The 19,123-nt window shown below is 42.4% G+C and carries 19 protein-coding genes; 8 read left to right on the top strand and 11 right to left on the bottom strand.

The features are described 5' to 3' along the window. Nucleotides 1–26: 26 nt before the first annotated feature. Together ACJVC5_RS04875 and ACJVC5_RS04880 are read left to right on the top strand one after the other, a co-directional pair. The gene (locus tag ACJVC5_RS04875; protein WP_408098249.1) at nt 27–1,262 is read left to right on the top strand and encodes an aKG-HExxH-type peptide beta-hydroxylase; all 1,236 of its coding nucleotides are present in this window, start codon (nt 27–29) and stop codon (nt 1,260–1,262) included. Further along, nucleotides 1,259–1,696: a GNAT family N-acetyltransferase gene (locus ACJVC5_RS04880; RefSeq protein ID WP_408098250.1), complete on the top strand. Its 438-nt coding sequence runs from the start codon at nt 1,259–1,261 to the stop codon at nt 1,694–1,696. Before ACJVC5_RS04875 ends, ACJVC5_RS04880 begins: the two co-directional genes overlap by 4 nt. Here the strand turns inward: ACJVC5_RS04880 and ACJVC5_RS04885 are convergent. Beyond that, nucleotides 1,686–3,218 carry a tetratricopeptide repeat protein gene (locus tag ACJVC5_RS04885; RefSeq protein ID WP_408098251.1) on the bottom strand — a complete coding sequence of 511 codons (1,533 nt, stop codon included), beginning with the start codon at nt 3,216–3,218 and terminating at the stop codon, nt 1,686–1,688. The two genes, ACJVC5_RS04880 and ACJVC5_RS04885, sit on opposite strands and share 11 nt — an antisense overlap. A 3-nt stretch (nt 3,219–3,221) precedes the next feature. Then, on the bottom strand, nt 3,222–3,554 hold the full coding sequence (locus tag ACJVC5_RS04890; RefSeq protein WP_408098252.1) for a HesB/IscA family protein: 333 nt from the start codon (nt 3,552–3,554) through the stop codon (nt 3,222–3,224). A gap of 135 nt (nt 3,555–3,689) precedes the next feature. Here ACJVC5_RS04890 and grxB point away from each other — a divergent pair, with 135 nt between their 5' ends. Beyond that, nucleotides 3,690–4,337: a glutaredoxin 2 gene (gene grxB, locus ACJVC5_RS04895; RefSeq protein ID WP_408098253.1), complete on the top strand. Its 648-nt coding sequence runs from the start codon at nt 3,690–3,692 to the stop codon at nt 4,335–4,337. A gap of 1 nt (nt 4,338) precedes the next feature. Then, entirely contained in the window at nt 4,339–5,073 is a 735-nt protein-coding gene (locus ACJVC5_RS04900) for an FHA domain-containing protein (protein ID WP_408098254.1), read from the top strand. On the opposite strand, the gene ACJVC5_RS04905 is transcribed toward ACJVC5_RS04900, so the two are convergent. Beyond that, nucleotides 5,074–5,652, bottom strand: a complete 579-nt coding sequence (locus ACJVC5_RS04905; protein ID WP_408098255.1) for a cob(I)yrinic acid a,c-diamide adenosyltransferase — start codon at nt 5,650–5,652, stop codon at nt 5,074–5,076. Continuing rightward, a complete protein-coding gene (icmF, locus tag ACJVC5_RS04910) occupies nt 5,652–8,807 on the bottom strand; it encodes a fused isobutyryl-CoA mutase/GTPase IcmF (RefSeq protein WP_408098256.1) in 3,156 nt (1,051 codons plus the stop codon). Before icmF ends, ACJVC5_RS04905 begins: the two co-directional genes overlap by 1 nt. A gap of 146 nt (nt 8,808–8,953) precedes the next feature. On the opposite strand from icmF, the gene ACJVC5_RS04915 reads away from it, so the two are divergent. Continuing rightward, nucleotides 8,954–9,340, top strand: a complete 387-nt coding sequence (locus tag ACJVC5_RS04915; RefSeq protein ID WP_408098257.1) for a 4Fe-4S dicluster domain-containing protein — start codon at nt 8,954–8,956, stop codon at nt 9,338–9,340. A 234-nt stretch (nt 9,341–9,574) separates the two neighbouring features. Here ACJVC5_RS04915 and ACJVC5_RS04920 read toward each other — a convergent pair whose 3' ends face one another. The 7 genes from ACJVC5_RS04920 to ACJVC5_RS04950 all read right to left on the bottom strand — a co-directional run bounded on the left by ACJVC5_RS04920 (nt 9,575) and on the right by ACJVC5_RS04950 (nt 16,820). Further along, nucleotides 9,575–10,138, bottom strand: a complete 564-nt coding sequence (locus ACJVC5_RS04920) for a hypothetical protein (RefSeq protein ID WP_408098258.1) — start codon at nt 10,136–10,138, stop codon at nt 9,575–9,577. 68 nt (nt 10,139–10,206) lie between these two features. After that, nucleotides 10,207–11,319, bottom strand: a complete 1,113-nt coding sequence (locus ACJVC5_RS04925) for a hypothetical protein (protein ID WP_408098259.1) — start codon at nt 11,317–11,319, stop codon at nt 10,207–10,209. 160 nt (nt 11,320–11,479) lie between these two features. After that, nucleotides 11,480–12,214 carry a prolipoprotein diacylglyceryl transferase gene (locus ACJVC5_RS04930; RefSeq protein ID WP_408098260.1) on the bottom strand — a complete coding sequence of 245 codons (735 nt, stop codon included), beginning with the start codon at nt 12,212–12,214 and terminating at the stop codon, nt 11,480–11,482. Then, nucleotides 12,186–12,713, bottom strand: coding sequence for a signal peptidase II (lspA, locus tag ACJVC5_RS04935; RefSeq protein WP_408098261.1), 528 nt, complete (start codon nt 12,711–12,713; stop codon nt 12,186–12,188). Before lspA ends, ACJVC5_RS04930 begins: the two co-directional genes overlap by 29 nt. Next, nucleotides 12,714–14,219, bottom strand: a complete 1,506-nt coding sequence (locus ACJVC5_RS04940; RefSeq protein WP_408098262.1) for a sigma-54-dependent transcriptional regulator — start codon at nt 14,217–14,219, stop codon at nt 12,714–12,716. A 14-nt stretch (nt 14,220–14,233) separates the two neighbouring features. Further along, nucleotides 14,234–16,105 (bottom strand): ATP-binding protein, encoded by a 1,872-nt coding sequence (locus ACJVC5_RS04945; protein ID WP_408098263.1) that lies wholly within the window; start codon nt 16,103–16,105, stop codon nt 14,234–14,236. Then, a complete protein-coding gene (locus tag ACJVC5_RS04950; RefSeq protein ID WP_408098264.1) occupies nt 16,095–16,820 on the bottom strand; it encodes a hypothetical protein in 726 nt (241 codons plus the stop codon). Before ACJVC5_RS04950 ends, ACJVC5_RS04945 begins: the two co-directional genes overlap by 11 nt. Before the next feature lie 284 nt (nt 16,821–17,104). On the opposite strand from ACJVC5_RS04950, the gene ACJVC5_RS04955 reads away from it, so the two are divergent. The 3 genes from ACJVC5_RS04955 (at nt 17,105) to ACJVC5_RS04965 (ending at nt 19,117) form a co-directional block, all read left to right on the top strand. Then, entirely contained in the window at nt 17,105–17,341 is a 237-nt protein-coding gene (locus ACJVC5_RS04955) for a (2Fe-2S)-binding protein (RefSeq protein WP_408098265.1), read from the top strand. A 27-nt stretch (nt 17,342–17,368) separates the two neighbouring features. Continuing rightward, a complete protein-coding gene (locus ACJVC5_RS04960; RefSeq protein WP_408098266.1) occupies nt 17,369–18,205 on the top strand; it encodes a TIM barrel protein in 837 nt (278 codons plus the stop codon). 234 nt (nt 18,206–18,439) lie between these two features. Beyond that, a complete protein-coding gene (locus ACJVC5_RS04965; protein WP_408098267.1) occupies nt 18,440–19,117 on the top strand; it encodes a hypothetical protein in 678 nt (225 codons plus the stop codon). Nucleotides 19,118–19,123 lie beyond the last annotated feature (6 nt).

A 19,123-nucleotide genomic window follows, 5' to 3' on the forward strand; every position in this document is an offset into this window, starting at 1 on the left:
CATTTTCCAGTAAAGTGCGTTCACATATGATTTTTACGACTCCTCAATACTCAAAACTTAAGTCACGTTTAAAGGCCAAATATAAGAAGGAACTCTCGAAGTCTCTCAAGACTTTGAAGAAGCTTCCCTCAACTGATCTCTCTCGATGGTTAGAGATTCATTCAGATGAATTAAAAGAGTTCAGTAACTTCAACTGGCACTTTCTCACTCTGATTAACACGCATAATTTCTTCAACGCTCAAGATGCCAATCTTGGGAAAGAAGATTTCGGTCCTCATGAAGAAATGGTTTTTGAGAGATGGAACAATAGTGAGTTCGCGGATGTTTTTCTGAAAGCATTAAACCGCGGTCAAATTCTTGGTAAGGCCTCACAAGGGACCCTGAAAGTTTTTGATAAACATTTGGTGGCACTGGCCGAAAAACACATTCTTAAATCCACTAAGACCTCTGCCCACTATCGAGCGCAGACTTCACTTGGGGAGTACGTAAAAAATAAGAAGACTCTCAAACTTCTAGAGACCACTCTTCACCTGGAAGGAAAAGAACTTCGTCTCATGACTCAAAGTCTGAAAGAGATGAAACTTTTCTCTCAAAGAATTGAAGTGGCACTTAAGCTTATTAGAAAATTCTCTCCTACTTCATGGGAAAGATTTCAGGCCTTCACGGATGTGATCATTCCGATTAAGCAAGAAGAGCTCGTGAGCTATTCTCACCAGGATCTTCCTGGTTATTCGATGATCAATCTCTATCATCGAGACTTCGTGGATCTGATGGACGATCTTCTGCATGAGAATGGTCACCATCATCTGAACTATTATTTGAATCTGGGAAAACTCATTGATGAGCCGGTAGATAATATCTACTACTCTCCATGGAGAAGAACCCTGCGTCCTCTTCGTGGTGTGTACCACGCTTATTTCACTTTCTTCTGGGCCTTTAAATTGTTTGCGGATTTAGCGAAAGCAAAAGAAGTGGACTCTATTTGGTACCTCTTCAGTAAAACTGAAAAAGAAAAGATGATTTGGCGGGCCGTGGAAGAGTTCCACATGTTGAACTACACTTTTGAAGAGCTCAAATGGGCGCGCAAACAAGGTCTCATCAAAGACACGGGTTGGAACCTCATTCAAGAGCAACAAAAAGAGTTAAACCGCTTTAAGCGTCTTATTCCGGCCTGGGAGAAGAAGCTTAAAACGCACAAGAAAGATCTAAAAGATTTAAAGGCCACTTTAACCAAGGCCAAAAAAGATTTCGCCAAAGCATGAATGAAAATTTAGTTCTTGAACCTATTTCATCTAAGCACTTTGAAGAATGGAAAACCATTCTTGCTCCTCTGCCGTTGAGTCAGGGTACCTTCAATTTCTTCCTGGATATGATGAACAATCAATCCAACAATGATTCGTCTTACGTTTATATCGTGAAGACAGCTGAGGGTGAACTTTTGGGTAATGTAAGTGTGATGAATATTCGCCGTGGTGAAATTCAGAGCGGGCTCGTGGAATGTAAAATTCTAGAACCTCATCGCCAGAAAGGTTTCGGTGCTCGCGCTTTAAAGGCAATTGAAGACATTGCCTTCACTCAGCTTCAGCTGAATAAACTTGAAGTCTATGCCCCTGAGAAAAACATTGCCGGACAAAAGCTTCTTAAAAAGCTGGGTTATCAACAGGACGCAGATTTGTTTGTGAAAATTAAAAGTTAAGTTCCTGCTGCATTTGATTGGCGGGCATCAGATCACCCTTGGCCGCTGAAACTTGAATACCCTCTTTCCAGATCTTCTTCGCTTCCTCAATCATGCCCAGACCTTTATAAGCTCGCCCTAAAGCGAGATAGGCCACAGAATACTTGGGATCAGCCGCAAGGACCTTTTCAAGATGAACTCGTGCTTTCTCCCAATCACTACGCTCGACCGCGATTGAACCAAGACCATAGTTCGCAAGAGTGTCCTCTGGATCAATTTCTAAGACCTGCTCAAACATTGATTCACGTTGCGCCCATTCGTTTTGTTGGGCCTTCTTACGGGCCTCTTCAGCTTCCTTGTTCTTCGCTTCAGCTCCGAACATCTGAAAAGACTTAATGGTCGCCTGAGATTTCTGTTCTTCGGCCTCTTGAATTTTTCCCATCTTCATTAAGAAGAGAGACATATTCGTGTGAGCAAGCACTGAGGTTGGGTCAACTTCAGAAAGCTTTTGCATGATCTCAATTGCTTCAGGATAACGATCCAAGCGCCCAAGCATCACACCTAAACTTTCATAGGCGTCCCCAAACTTTGGATCAAGATCAATCGCCAAACGAAACTTCTCTTCCGCCATTTTGTATTCATCCCGCATGAAGTGTTCAGAACCGGCGTAAAAAAGTTCACGGGCCTTTTCTTCTGCACTTCCTGAGATCAATGGATAGTAGCGAACAAAACCATCGTGCTCTTTACCGTTAAGCTTGAAATGAAGTTTCATGCCCGCCACTCGGAAATCTCTTAAGAGATCCGAAGCGAGGTAGAACTTCCCTTCCCACGTAAGGCACTTGTGAGCAGTTCCGATTTTCTTTTCAAAACTTTCAATCTCACCGGGATTTAACATCTCCGAAACTTCCACCAGAACCGGAGAATAAGCGGCACCTCTACGAGTGGCGATCTTTGAAACTGTTTCCTGTCCCGGATAACAGCCCTTGTTCATCACAACACTTAGATCAAAGAGACGAAGGTTGTTGATAATCTGATGAGAGTAATCAGAACCATTAAAACTTGGCCAACCCGTAAGTCCACGCCAGGTTTCGACTTCATGATCAGTTAAAATATTTAAGTGCGCAACCGGTGAAGAGAATTGAATGAAGGCCTCTTCCCCAAAAATTTCACCTTTAAACTTTTTAGTAGAAACGTGTTCATGGGCGCGAGGTCCGATGATCACCAGAATTTCAGTCTTATGAGGATCAGAGATGGTCACGTCTTCTGAGATCAAAAACTTGTTCAGACGAGCAAGGGTCTGATCCAGAATCATTTCAGGTGCTAGAAAACTAAATTCCGTTTTATCTTTTAGGATCCAGCCATAACATTCAACTCTTCCTTGAGGATCAAGAAAGCTCGCGAGATGAAAGCTATGGGGTTCTAGTTTACTTACGTCGAAAGTCGATTGAGTTTGTAGAAATGATTCTACATCATCACCCGTTAGCTTTAATTCGATTAAAGGAACACTGAACTGGCCCGCATGAAAACGGTATTGATTAAGCATAAATTAGATTGAGAAAGATTCACCGCAACCGCAAGTGTTCTTCGCATTCGGATTATCGAATGAAAAACCTTTGCCGTTAAGACCATCTTTGAAATCCAAAACGATCCCTTTAAGGTAGATCACAGATTTTGGATCGATCAAAACTTTCACGTCACCAAAAGTAAGAACATTGTCTTTCTCTTTTTGGTCTGAAAATTCGATCTTATAAGAAAGTCCCGAACAACCGCCACCAGTTACGGCAAGACGAAGTCCCTTCTTCCCGTCTGGATTATCAGTTTTCGCGATATTTTGAATTTGTTGAATAGCTTTATCAGTAATTTGGATAAGTGATTCCATAGAATTCTCCACTGTAGTTTCATTATTACTCCCAAACGGTCACAATTACAATGGGTGCCCCGCGTCGAATTCAGTCATGTATTTTAAATTTCCATAACTTACCGATATAATGAAGGAAACCCAATTAAGGAAGATATGAAGCTTACCCTTTATCATTATGTTCATTGCCCATTCTGTGTCCGTGTACGCATGGCCCTGGGATTCTTGAAGCTTCCCTATGAGTCTATCGTTGTCCCTTATAATGATGAGACCACACCCATAAAACTCACAGGTGTGAAAATGCTCCCGATTATGGAGATCGACGGCAAGGCCATGAACGAATCCCTCGACATCATCGAAGTCCTTGATAAAGAGAATAAGCTCAAGACCAAGGAAATGAAAAACTCGCCGGAGTACCCAGAATTTGAGGCACTTCTTGGCCGCTTAGGTTCGGACGTGCATTCACTTGCCATGCCATATTGGATCTGGACCCCAGAGTTTAACGAAACTTCGAGGGCTTATTTCCAAAAGAAAAAAGAACAAAAAAGAGGTCCATTTAAGGACCTGGTAAAAAAACAGACTCAATTTGCCGATAACATCCGGAAGGAACTGGAAGTCCTGGAGAATAAACTTAGGCCCTATTATCTTTCTGAAAAATTCACTGCCTATGATATTCTATTGGCCTCTCACATCTGGGGACTTTATGTGGTTCCAGAGTTTCAGTTCTCTGAAGGTCTCCATAAGTATCTGCAGAATGTGAAAGGTATTTGCGAGTTTAACTACCACCAAGACTTCTGGAGATAGAGTGAAGGTCGTTTTCAAAATTAAATCTAAGGGTGTTCAATCCGAACATACAATGGACCTCAACACCACCGTCAACATCGGTAGAAGTCGTAGTGCCCAGATTCAAGTTCAAGATCAGAAGATCAGCGGAAACCATTGTTCATTCTTTCTTAAACGTGATCGTCTAGAACTGACTGATAAAGATTCAAAGAACGGGACCTACCTCAATGGTATCCGGATCGAACAGTCCGAAGTTTTTGTCGGAGACCAAGTCCGCATTGGAGACACCCTCATTACGATCGAAGAAGAAAAAATGTCTCCCGAATCAGTGGACATTCTTACCTTCCCCGGGCCCAAAAACGAGCGCATAGATTATGCATTAAAAGCGGACTTCACAGGTGCTCGAATTCAAAACCAGCAATATCACGAACGCATACAGAAAGCGGCGGATTCTGCGGCCCATGATAAAGAAGTTTACCTGCGCTTAAAGGCCAAAAGTAAAATCCGCCTGGATAAGCATGAGATCCGCGCTCGTTATAAAATGCGCTCACTCATCGCCACCATGTTTGACGGTGCTTTGATTGTGTTCTTCTTTGTCTTTCCGATTTTTACTTTAAGCAGAAAGCTTATGCCGGCCATCTTATTAGGAGCCGGTGTGATGTCTGCAGTGGCCTTCTTCTTCGTCACGTTTAAAAAGATGCGCTTTACTCTCGGAGAGCAAATCACAGGAATCGAAGAGCTTTATAAAAAGCAGTGATTACTTACGGGGCTTCCATTCGATTTCCGCCACACCTTTGTGCTTATTAATGTAGCGAGAAAGAATAAAGAAATAATCCGACAAACGGTTTAAAAAGATCGCGCTATTTTGCGGAAGTTCTTCACCCGTTGTCTCAAAGTAATGAACGAGTTTTCTTTCCACACTACGAGCACCGGTTCGGCACACATGAAACGTGGCCGCTGCGTGCGTGCCACCGGGAAGAATGAAACTCTTAAGTGGTTCCAAATCGGCGTCCATACGATCAATCTCACGCTCGATATCAGTGATGTATTCATCTGAAATTTGCGGCAGATTGTATTTGGCGCGATTTTCTACCTCACAGGCGAGGTTTGAACCTAGATCAAATATTGCAGATTGAATGTGGTGGAGAAAATCCACCACATTTTTAAATTCAACATCGAGGGCAAGGTATGAAACTCCAACTCCCACTCGAGAGTTAAGTTCATCAAGTTCTCCGTAAAGGTCGATTCGAGAATCGGCCTTTGAGATCCTGTTACCACTTACAAGTCCGGTCGTGCCTTTGTCACCTGTACGTGTGTAAACCTTGGCCTTTTTCATTACATGTTCCTTCTGTAACGGCCACCCACTTCATAAAGAACTGAAGTGATCTCACCAAGGCTACAGTAACGAACGGCAGTTAAAAGCTGCTCGAAAATATTTCCACCAGTCAGGGCCGTATCGCGAAGCTTTTTCAAGCACTCGGCCGAACGGGCCTTGTTACGGTTTTGGAAAGCGTGAAGACGGTCAATCTGGTCGTTCTTCTCGGCTTCAGAAGCACGAGAAAGTTCGATTGGTTTCCACTCTTCCTGCTTCTCTGGAAGGTAAGTATTCACACCGATAATCGGGAACTCTCCCGAGTCTTTTAGTGTTTCATAGTAAAGAGACTCTTCTTGAATTTTCCCGCGCTGATACATTGATTCCATCGCACCAAGCACACCTCCCTTGTCTGAAATTCTTTCGAACTCAGCAAGAACCGCGGCCTCTACGATGTCAGAAAGCTCATCCACGATGTATGAACCTTGAAGTGGATTGTCCGTCTTATTCAGACCGTACTCACGGTTGATGATAAGTTGGATCGCCATCGCGCGACGAACGGATTCCTCAGTCGGAGTGGTGATGGCCTCATCATAAGCGTTCGTGTGAAGAGAGTTACAGTTATCAGACAACGCCAGGAACGCCTGAAGTGTTGTACGAATATCGTTAAAATCAATTTCCTGAGCGTGGAGAGATCGGCCAGAAGTTTGAATGTGGTACTTTAATTTCTGAGATTTTTCAGAAGCACCGTACTTTTCTTTCATCGTTACTGCCCAGATTTTACGAGCAACACGTCCTAAGACTGTGTACTCAGGATCTAGACCGTTAGAGAAGAAGAACGATAGGTTTTCACAGAAATCGTCGATCTTCATTCCACGAGAAAGATAGTACTCAACGTAAGTGAAACCATTTGAAAGAGTAAGGGCAAGCTGAGTAATAGGGTTCGCACCTGCTTCAGCAATATGGTAACCAGAAATTGAAACGGTATAGTAATTTTTAATTTTGTGCTTACAGAAGAACTCTTGCACGTCACCCATCATCTTAAGGGCGAACTCTAGCGAGAAGATACAAGTGTTCTGGGCCTGGTCTTCTTTTAAGATATCGGCCTGAACTGTACCGCGCACCTGGCGCATGATCTCAACCGTCTTCTCCATGTTCTCTTGATCAGCTTCTGGAAGAGCGCGATTGATTGCCGTGTTCATGAACATCGCAAGAATGATTGGAGCTGGACCGTTAATCGTCATCGAAACTGAAGTTGATGGAGATGTGAGGTCGAAACCTTTATAAAGCTCCATCATATCATCCAGCATACAGATCGAAACACCAGACTCACCTACTTTACCATAGATGTCCGGACGCTTATGGGGATCTTCACCGTAAAGAGTCACTGAATCGAACGCCGTTGAAAGACGTTTGGCATTGTCGTTTTTAGAAAGGTAATGGAATCGGGCATTGGTACGCTTCGGTCCGCCTTCGCCCGCAAACTGACGTTTTGGATCTTCGTCGGCACGCTTAAACGGGAACACACCAGCTGCAAACGGATAAAAACCTGGAAGGTTTTGTGAACGAATGAACTGAAGTTTCGCCGAAGGATGATGAAGACGAGGGAAACCAACTTTAGAAATTGATTGTTGAGAAAGCGACACATACTTGGTTGGAACTTTGATGTCTTTCCCACGAACCACGTAAGTGTATTCACCTTTCTTATACATATCAATCACGCTATCAAAAGCGGCGATCTCTTTAAGTTCCGCTTCCAGTTCTGTTTCAAGCTCGGCTTTTTTGGCGACGAGTTCTTTTGAATCAGAAACTAGCTTAGAAGCTTCAGCAAGGGCCTCGTACTTACGAAGTTTCTCAACCGATGCCGCTGCTCTTTCGTTATAAGAATTGACCGTCGCCGCGATATCGCGAAGGTAGTTAATACTTCCCGCTGGAATAATAGATTGTTTTTTCGTCGAAGCGCGATCAGCTGGGATGATGTCGAGCTCTTTATTGTAATCAAAGTTAATCGCCTTGATGATTTCTTTAAAGAGAGCGTTCACACCTACGTCATTAAACTTCGAGGCCATGGTTCCAAAGATTGGAAGCTCATCATCAGTCGGTGCACCTGGGTGACCGGCAAATAGTTGTTTGTTACGACGATATTGTTTACGAACGTCACGAAGAGCGTCTTCTGAACGAGGTTTTTCAAACTTATTGACCGCGATAAAGTCCGCCACTTCAAGCATCTCAATTTTTTCAAGCTGAGTTGAAGCACCGTACTCAGGAGTCATCACGTAAAGAGTTTTATCGGCCACTTTTGTGATTTCATCTGAGGCCTGACCAATACCAGAAGTTTCAACCAGAACTAGATCGAAGTCTTGAGACTTTAAGAAATCCACAACTTTTCTGATCTCAGGAGAAAGCTCGTTTGATGAGTCACGAGTCGCAAGAGAGCGAACGTAGAAACTTTCATAAACCGCAGCACCAAGACGGATACGGTCACCAAGAAGAGCACCTTGGTTTTTCTTTTTCGTAGGATCCACAGAAACCAGGGCCACGCGCTTATTTGAATAATAGCGGTGGAAACGAAGAAGAAGTTCATCAATAAGTGATGATTTACCAGCACCACCAGTACCAGTAATACCAAACACTGGAACATTCTTCGGTTTAAAATCAAACGGCACATCACGATTATCTTCAATAAAGGTAATCACTTTTGCCATTTGGTAAGGAGTAAGTTTTTTCCCCGCCAGGGATTTGAAATCAACGCCATCAAGTGTTGAGTAATCGCATTTTGCGATCATGTCATCAATGATTCCGTTAAGACCAAGTGATGTACCGTCATTCGGATGATACAGACGAGTGATTCCTCGCTTATGAAGCTCTTGAATTTCTGGAGGCGTGATTACACCACCGCCGCCGCCGAAGATTCGAACATTTTTTCCACCATTTTGATCAAGAAGTTCACGCACGTACGTGAAATATTCCATATGACCACCCTGGTATGAACTCAGGGCAACTGCATGAGCATCTTCAGACAAAGCTGCTTCCACTACTTCCAGGGCCGATCGGTTGTGACCCAAGTGAATCACCTCAACGCCTTTCGATTGGAGTAATCGGCGCATAATATTAATTGAAGCGTCATGGCCGTCGAAAAGACTTCCGGCGGTCACAAAACGTAATTTTCTCGAATTCATAGACAGATCCTTAATATAAATATATATTATTTAAAACAAGTCTTTAGCATGGCCCAGTATATATGGCCAATTTCCATAAGGAAATGCTTTATAGCTTATGGCCCAGAGTGTATAATAGGCTTCATTGCAAGTTTAAGGAAGTCTTCATGAGTGACGAAGTAAAATACGAAAACCCGTTTCATACGGCGCGCTTTAAGCCACCGAGAAAAGGTAAAAAACCACCTAAGCTATTAGCAGTAGTTCACCAGTCTGGTTGTACTGGCTGTGAAGTGTGTATTGCCGGTTGTCCGGTTGATTCAATTGAACTAGTTCCAGGACCAGATCCAAAGAACCCTAGCTACCAGCAAACGGTAGAAATTGATCTTGCCCGTTGTATTGGCTGTCAGAACTGTTCTCAGGATTGCCCTTGGGAAACAATCACGATGTACCAACACGACGATGCATTCGTTGCTTGGGGTAACGAAACTCTCGCTTCTCGACTTTATATGAGCGAAGAAGAGATCACGAAACTAAAAGAAGAGGCCGCTGGCTAATCTATAGGGCCCTCGAAAGAGGGCCTTTTTTATCTTACCAATCTGTAATCATCCCGTAATAAGCACATAACTTTTTTCATGCACACTCGGTTGCATGAAAATTCTCATCTTCATTGTCTTTATTATTCTTCCTCTCATAACCCGTGCCGAGGTTGTTCGAGTAAATAGAAAAAAAGAGAATCAGGGAATTTTCAGAGGGATTATAGAGTTCTAACTATAATCCCTCTGCGAGAATTAAAAATTGAAAGGAAGAGAAACTGAAAGCATGTAAGCAGAGTAATCAGTGTCAATGTTTGTCTTCACACCACCGCTTTTAACTTCAGAGAATGTTCCTTTACGGAAATCTAAGTTGATATCAAGGAAAGGAAGAAGAGTTGTACCAACTCCTACCTTCACACCTGTACCGTCATTAAAATCTACTTTATCTCCTGCTTCATCTTTTGTTTCACCTGTAGCAGAAAAAATATAACCAGCATAAACTTTAACCAGAATTGGGAACTTGAAGCCTACGAACGCGCCCCATTCACTGATATCAACGTTTTTGTCGAAATCACTATCATCCATATCAATAGAGCTCTTTAGATAATCAATACCAAGTGAAAAGCCATAGTTGTAGTAACCTAGACGACCACCATAACCCATTCCCATACCACCAGAAGCTTTAGCGGCCCCCGCCTGATCCACTTCAATTTTTGAATTCGCATTGAAACCAACAAGAGGTTCAATCAAAACATCTGCCGATGCAGGCTTGATCATAAGGAAGGCGAGAATTAAAAGAAAAAGCTGGGCAAATTTCATGCAAAAAGCTCCTAGAAAGATAAGTGATTTATTCACTTACTATTCTAAGAGCTTTCAAAATTTCTGCATTACTTTTGTATTTTACCGATTAGGTCTTCTATTTTAATAAAGACAATGTCTTTGCCGTTACTCGACTTTACTGCAAGGTGACCGCGCGGGACTTCTTGTACATTTTCGCTGGCGATCGTACGTCCATTAGGGTCCTGGCCAATTTGTCCCACCATGTCGCCTTCACGCGCTAGGACCTGGCCAATGGTCCCACGGCCGAAGAGAACAAGGTCACCATCTTTAAGCTCATATCGACAAGCAATACAGTTAAAACGATTATCCACCAGAATGGTACTGCCTCGTTTTAAATTGAAACTTGCAAGGTCCTCTTTTACTTTCGAAACAGAATAGAGATTAACATCCATTCTGATCACCATCGCCAATAAAAAACAGGCCGTTACGAATTGGAAAATTTTTGAACGTTGGAGAACCACACCTTCAAATTCAAGGTCACGCATCTTATCTTCAGATGAAGACATTTGTTCTTCTACTTTCTTATCGAACACAAATTTTTTAAGAACCAGTGAGTAGAAGAAGGTGGTTGAGAGGAGCACCAATAAGGCATACATAAAGAGACGGAAGAAATAGAGGCCTTGTTGATTAATATAAATATTTCGCGATTGAACAAAGTAAGCACAAACCAGAAACACTACCGGTAGCACTGCCCAGTTAAAGACATCTACCAATTTATGCTTAAAGAACCATTCTTTTCTCTTCTGGTGGTGATCGTATTGAACAAGTTTAATTCTTTGCGCTTCAAACTCTTCCTGTGAAACAAGTTCGGGACGAGCGGCATGAATTCCTTCCCAGATATAATCGACGCGTTCAAGACTGGAATTAAAGTAGTACTTAAAACCATTGTTCATCTTTACATAGAAAATCGACCAGCACACAAGGTTCACGGATTGAATTTCGGCATAGTAGAGAGGTTCTTTCAGTTTACCATTATGAACGAGGATGTGATCTTCGAAGACCTGAACCGAACGTTTAAGTCTTGATCTCAGCCAGAAAAAATAAAATGAACCAGTGACTACAAAGTAAATTCCACTCATGATGAGTTCAAAACTTTGATACTGGAAAACATTGGCAGGGCCATCTTCAAAAAACTTCAGCGCCCAAAACGTCACCATCATAAATGAAATGATCATGAAGCACAGGACATAAATTTTATAATGGCTTCGATAGCGCAAGAACCGTGGTTGAACGGAATCAAGCTTTGCAATCTTCTCCAATGTCTAACTCCCGGTTAAATCTTGTTACCTATTCGGCATAACCAGGGAAAACTTGACTAAATTAGTTGAACGGCTTCAACTGCTTGTTTTTTCGAATGAAAATTAAGATTCCGGCAGAAATCAGAAGCAAGGAAATCCACTGCGAAGGTGTGAGAGGGCCCCATAAACCACGGACTTCATCCCCTCTTAGGGCCTCAACGATGAGACGAAGAATCCCATAGGAAACGAGATAAACTGAAATCAATTTAAAGCGTGGTGCTTTTGATTTTAAAAGATAAAGGCCGATAGCAAGTAGACCCAAGGCCTCAATTAACTGAGTTGGGTGGCGATAATGATCATGAAGATAAATTCCCCAAAACCAATCAGTGGGTTTACCGAAACAGCATCCGGCCAGTAAACATCCCAAACGACCTATTCCATGTCCAATCGCGAGGGCCGGTAAAATGGGCCAGAGAAGATTTAGATTAAATTTCTTATCAAATGCCTTGAAGAGTCCAACAAAGAATAGGCCTCCTAAGAAACCACCGTAGAAAACAAAACCTCCTCCCATCCAGAAAGAAAGTTCTTTTACAAAATCTACCGGCGCGTTTGCTGGATAAGTGAAATAAAAAAGTAACTTGGCACCGATCCAGGCGGACAAAAAAATCCCCCAGAACAGAAACTGGCCTTTTTTCCAGGAAACATCTTTTGGGAGAAGAGCAAAAAAGATTTGATAAGCTATCCCCCAACCCAGCCCCATGAGGAGCGGGTAGGAGTATAGAATGAGATCAGAGTTTTGATACAGAATTGGAAGCATTACTCTCCCCTGCTTTCTTCGCTTTTAATTGCAGGAAGAAATCAATGATGAGGAGACCGGCAGCGATAGTAATACAACTGTCGGCAACGTTAAAGGCCGGAAAGTGATTGGCCTCTTCTTTCCAATAGAAAAGAAGAAAGTCCACCACGTAACCAAGACTGAATCTATCAATCAGATTACCAACCGCACCTGCAATGATGAGAGCGTAAGCAAGCGAGATAAAGAACGCGCCTTTAATGGTTTTGATCATGAGATAGAAAATCCATCCACAGAAAATCACCGGCAGCGCCAGGAAGAAAACTTGGCGGAACCACTCAGGTCCTCCCGCACCAAAACCAAAAGCGGCCCCGGTGTTCTTCACATAAGCGATGCTAAATAATCCATCAATTACAGGAATTGATTGACCGTAAAAAAGATTCGTCTGAATCGCGCCTTTCGTTAGCTGATCAACAATGATCAAGGTCGCCATCAATAAACATAGTGCCCAGAAACGTGCCATTTAGTAGTAGTCCTTCGGATTGATTTCGTATTTCTCAATCTTCCTAAGAAGTGTCTTTTTAGGAATGTTTGCATTAAGTGCCGTTTGATTAATACGGCCCTTATTAAGCTTTAACGCCTGGACAATAAACTCTCTCTCGAAGAGGTCTTTGGCAATAGCAAAATCAAGTTTGCCGCCTTCACCTAATTTCGCACCGAAAGAGAAGTGAACATCATTCCCACCCTTAGATGCCGGAGTCGCAGCATGATCGAGAACTGAGTTCTGAATGTCCTCGAGATCAATAACGCTGTCCTCAGCAACCTGGTCCTTGGTCTCGGCCTTCTTCTGGTCTTTAAACACAATTGAAGGAAGCGAGTTCACGTGAATCATGTCAGATGATTCCATGATAAAACAGTGCTCAATAATGTTTCTTAATTCACGAATGTTACCTGGCCACGAATAGTTACTTAGAACTTCCATTGCCTCTGGTTCAGCGCCTTTTACTTTCAGGTTATGAACGTTATTGAAATAAGAAATGTAGTGATTCACAAGATGTGGGATATCAGTTTTTCTGTCACGAAGAGGTGGAAGATAAACCGGTAGAACGTTCAAACGATAGAACAAGTCTTCGCGAAAAGTTCCTTCTTTAATCATTTCTTCAAACGGCTTGTGAGACGCTGCGATGATACGCACATCAACTTTAATCTCGCGGTTTGAACCAACTGGCATGAAGGTCTTTTCCTGAAGCACACGAAGAAGTTTTACCTGCATCGCTGCCGAGATATCACCAATTTCATCCAAGAAGATCGTTCCGCCTTCAGCGAATTGAAATTTACCAATCTTACGTTGATCTGCACCCGTGAACGCACCTTTCTCGTGACCGAAAAGTTCAGACTCAATCAGGTTTTCAGAGATCGCACCACAGTTGATGGTCACGAATTTCTCATCTTTTCTTGGCGAGTTGTAGTGAATCGCTTTGGCCACAAGTTCTTTACCTGTACCAGATTCACCGCGGATAAGAACCGGAGTGTTCACTTTCGCAAGTTTTGAAATAACATCGAACACTTTTTTCATCGCATTCGATTCACCCACGAACTTATCGTTCGAAGTGGCCGTCTCACCAATTGAAAGAGTTGGTGAAGAGAATCCTACCGTCTCAACCATTGAACGAGCTTTAAGAGCGCGCTTAATGAGGGCCACAAGGTTCTCAGAACTAATTGGTTTTTCCAGATAGTTATAAGCGCCTTCCTTCACTGCTTTTACAGCGTCGGTCACGTTCGAATATGCAGTCAGGATCAACACGATCACTGATGGATCATGTTTTTTGATCTCAGTCAGGGCCTGAATACCGTCCATCTCTGGCATATTCACGTCCATCACAACGAGATCGTACTTTTGGCCGTAGACCTTATTGACCGCTTCCTTACCGTTGTCGGCAACGTCCACTACGAAGTGATGATACTCAAGAGCTTGTCTTACGTTCTGTTGAAGAACCTTATCATCATCAACAACCAAAACCTTATGCATATATTCTCCTGTAACTATTCGTTCTTAAGCTTAATTATAAACGATGTTCCCTCTCCAAGTTGAGAGGTGGCAGTAATAACCCCATTATGTAACTCGATAAAATATTTTACCAGATAAAGGCCAAGTCCCGAGCCTTTAATTGCATGGGTACTGTCGTTCTTCACCCGATAAAATTTATCAAAAATATGGGCCAAATCATCTGGTCCTACACCCACTCCGTTGTCTCGGATCTCGATATAGACCCATTCCGGGTCGTCCCAAGTTTTCACCGAGATGGTCTTGTCCCGTCCGGCGTACTTGATGGCGTTCTCAATCAAGTTCGAGATCACTCGGTTCATGAGTACTGTATCAATTTGGATGGGATATAGGGGTGAAAGGTCCGACTCAATTTTCATCGACTTGGCATTGGCCTCAAACTCAAGCTTCTCAATGATCCCTTCTATGATCTTGTTCACGTCCTTCGATTCTTTACGTAGCGTAAGGTTCTGAGACTCAATTTTAGTCAGATCAAGGATCGAGTTAATGAAGTTATTAAGTTCCTTAGTGGAGGCCACCACGTTATCAATAAGCTCCATCTGCTCCGGCGTATTATTAAATTTAATTTTTAAAATGTCCGCGATCCCCGCAATCTTGGCCACGGGTGTTTTTAAATCGTGACTCATTAACGAGATAAAGTTTTGTTTTAAGTTATCAACTTGTTTTAAGAGCTTTGTTTCTTCCTGAATGGCATAGCGGGTTTGATATTCTTCAATCGCCCGGAAGGGAACCCAAATGTAATAAACCACAAAGATTGAAAGTACCAAGTGAGAGAGCTTGATCCACCAACCAAGGGTCACGAACGCGAGGTAACTGGTCAGTAGAATTCCGATAATGAGAAGGATCGTGATCATCAATCCTTTCACTGGCTGAACACGTGAAATGATATAGGAAAGTAAAATCGCAATCAAAATCGAGGCGATTTGAGTCACGAGATCGTCCACATCATAGATGGTCTTTTCTGAAACCAATGCCTCAATCACATCTGCATGAACAGCAAGCTTGGGAGTTTTAGCGTTCTCTTTTTCAAAGGGAGTCAGGATAAAGTCACTTGAATTGGAGAGATACTGAGGACCCACTAAAACAATCTTGTCCTTAAAAAAACCTTTTGGAAAATTTCCCACCACCACTCGATGGAAAGGAATTATCGGTATTCGACTTGAAGTCGGATTTCCTGAATACTTGAAGAGCGCGAAATTGGCGTCCGCCTCTGAATTGTAATAAGCGCCCTTGTAAGCAGTGGCATCTATTACGGGCATGTTATTCAGCTCACGGTAACGTTTTGCGGTCCAAAGATGAATAGAATCTTCGCCCGAAATATTTAAGATCGCCCGACGAACAACTTCATCTTTTGAAAACACCAGCTGATCTTTATAAAGCTGGCCCAGATAATAGCCAACGTCCCGCAGGGCCTCTGGCGGAATGAGTTCCCCTAGATTATCAATCTCAGTTCCGAATTTAAATTTATCGTTTGAAGGCGAATATGACTTAATGTTCTCGTGAAACTCCGTCTGGTAGCGGGCCTCGACGTCTGAGTCCGGTTCACGAAGAGAAACGTAATAGTTAATAAGTCCTGGTTGATCTTCCATCAAGCGACTCATGAGTCGAGTGTGAGAAGCGTATGTATAGGGATAAGTTTCACCTAAAAACTGATCACTTTCTTCGTCCAGTGATACAAGCACGATAGATGACTTAAAACTTTTTGCAGGGAAATCGGTCTTCTCCCAGAAATCAAAAAAGATCGACTCCAGAGGATGAAAAGAATACTGAATGAGAATCAAGATAAAAGCGAGCGTCACCAGAAGTGGCGCGAACTTACTGAACTCAACAGACTTAAGTCTATTTAACACTGACTAGCTCCTCGCTCTCGAATAAATAGTCCCATTCATGGGGAAGAAATTCCAGTGCAAGGATACTCTGAAAATGGCGGCTCTTACTGACTGAAGAGAGCACTAAAAGTTTTCGAGAAGGAAGTGAATAGTACGAAAGTGGTTTAATGAGTTTAAGTCCCACTCGATCGAGCATCTCTTTTTCCTTCGGAAAATCATTCAAGAGTGTTTCAAGCTTTTTGAAATAACCTCCACCCATCATCAATTTGAACATGAATTCGAGCCAAGGATGAAGTAAATAATTAAGGAGCCAATCCATTGCCTGCTTGACTTCTTTTAACGGAACCAACGCCAGGATCAATCCAACAAATGAATGAATCATCCAGGTAATAAAACCCAAAAAGAACATTGAACGAGTTCTCTTCGAGGCCATGCCCTTTTTCACCTGTAGAAACAATTCAAAACAGATCCCTTGAAGTTCAGCGGAAGAACATTTTTCAAGCAATGACTTACTTAGAACGATACTCACTGTTTTTCTATTTTGAAGAATGAAAGCTCTCTCGAGAGTGCCGTTGTAGAAGTACAAACGGGCCATCGGAACGGCCAATTTATAGGCCTCCTGCGACGCAGCTTCGAAAAATTCTCTCTCATCACTCGAGCGAACCTCACGAGCACCCAAAAGGAAGAGAATCACAGTGTCCGGATAACCCACTGAAACGACTAAGAAAAATAACAAGAATAGAGCGCCAAAGAAAAATGACGCGCCACTAAAGGTTATCCAGAGGAAGGCCCCTAGAATGGCTAAAGAAAGGTATAAAATAAGGGCCGCACGCATAGGCAATAAAACCTGAGTTATTAATAAGTTAAGGCTATTTTACCACCTCATAATTCTTATTTGCATTACTTTATTACACCCTTAAGGCTTTCTCATGGACTTTGACCCGGGTCCACGCTATAAATCCGCAGCTCGTTCAAGAATGAAAGATGTAGGTTTTTGCGGGACAGCAAACAGAGTCAAAAATGGATAAGGAATTTCTTCGTCTCATAGAGAACGTGGATGAGCTAGTGCCTCGGCCCGTTGAAAAGCTTGATGACGATACTCTTATTTGTGAATGCTTCTGTGTCAGCGTGAAAGACATACGTGACGTTTGTACTGACCATGTTGATCTCGATCTTTTACAAGATCAGTTTCAAATGGGTCAGGGATGTCAGAGCTGCATGAAAAGAAAAGATAGTTGGATTAGTAATATATTTTAGTTTTTGAGTCATCCGTAAGGAGTTTCCATGGCTTTTGACCGTTTATTATTTGGTACTGCTGGTGTTCCAAACAGCACAGCTAAGAAAAATAACCCGGTGGAAGGGGTTAAACGCATTCACGAGCTTGGTCTCGATTGTATGCAACTTGAGTTCGCTCACGGCGTGCGTATGAAAGAAGAAGTTTCTTCAGCACTTCGTAAAGTTTCTTACGAGCTGGGAATTCCTCTGACTTCTCACGGTCCTTACTACATTAACCTAAACGCTCGTGAACAAGACAAGATCGATTCTTCTGTTGAAAGAATCATCCAGACTGCGAAGATCTCTGATCTTTGTGGTGCTGAATCAATGACGTTCCACGCTGCTTTCTACATGAAAGATTCTCCGTATGATGTATTCGATCTAGTAGAAAAATCTCTTAACGTAATCGAAGAAAGACTTTCTCGTCTTGATATCGAAATTGAACTTCGCCCAGAACTTACTGGTAAGACTTCTCAGTTCGGTTCACTAGAAGAGTTGATCTCTCTTTCTAAGTCAGTAACAAGCTGTAAGCCTTGTATGGACTTCTCTCACCTTTACGCTCGTACAGGTTCAGTGAATGACTACAAAGGTTTCTGCGAGACTCTTGAGACGCTTAAAAATGAACTAGGTCCAAAAGCCCTTGAAGAGATGCACATCCATATTTCTGGTATCAGCTCTAACTCAAAAGGTGACTTAAAGCACTTGAACCTTGAGAAATCTAAGTTCAACTGGAAAGACCTTATGAAAGCACTTAAGGACATGGATTGCCGCGGTTACGTGATCTGTAACTCTCCAAACCTAGAAGTTGATGCTGCTATGTTAAAGCAGTACTACGTAGCTCTTTAATTTTCCCTGCACACACATACACACACGAAAAAGCCTCCGAATGGAGGCTTTTATTTTTAGGATGGAATGTAAAGTTCACCTGAACTCTTTCTTAATTCATGGCTGTCATAAAATTATACATATCAAGAGTGACTGTTTAGGCCGTCGCCAAGCCATCATCTATTACCTTGAATCTTCCTTCGTTTTTTTGGCATGGGCCTTGCACCTTCATAATCATCACAAACAGGAGGATTCATGAAAGCAAATATTCTTTTTCCAGCGCTTCTTCTTACCATGTCCCTTACTTCAGTTGCCCAGGTATGCGATGAGGATCTCACAAGCGATGCCAATGAAAAAATTTGTCACTCATCTGACCCACTAATTTCAGCAAATGTAGAATGCTATCCAGAAAACAATCTCATGATTATTCGAAATCCCGAATACAAGTTCGCAGGCCAGAAATTAAATTTAGTATACTACAATGATACTAACAGCATATGGGATGCACGAGAAGTCTGCAAAATCTATGGAGCTGATAGTTTCACAGAAAAACCGAAAGTTAAGACAAAGTTCATCGATGAAAGAGGTGTGCATGTTCTTTACTCAGGTTTACAAAGAATTAAAATTTTAGAAAGAAGCAAGGGAAAAGTTATTACAGAAATCCACTGTGAAATTAAGGATGTGAGACCTCGAGCAATGCCAGTAGGTGATGGTAGTGTTGGTTGCTACTCATTAAGGTATGACGGATCAAGAGGCGAGAAATTATTAGATTTTGAATGCGATTACGGCACAGTGAAGTCCAAAAGTGCAACAGGTGAGACCCTTTGCTTTAAAGCAGACATGAAGAAAGTACCTTATGGTGACAGTATTGACCCAGAATTCTGCGCGGAAAAAAAGCCAGAAGATCGCTTTGATCCGGTCGAAGGTTGGTAAATCAAG

Origin of the sequence: Peredibacter sp. HCB2-198, assembly GCF_045999315.1 — a bacterium.
In the GTDB taxonomy this organism is placed as follows: Bacteria; Bdellovibrionota; Bacteriovoracia; order Bacteriovoracales; family Bacteriovoracaceae; genus Peredibacter.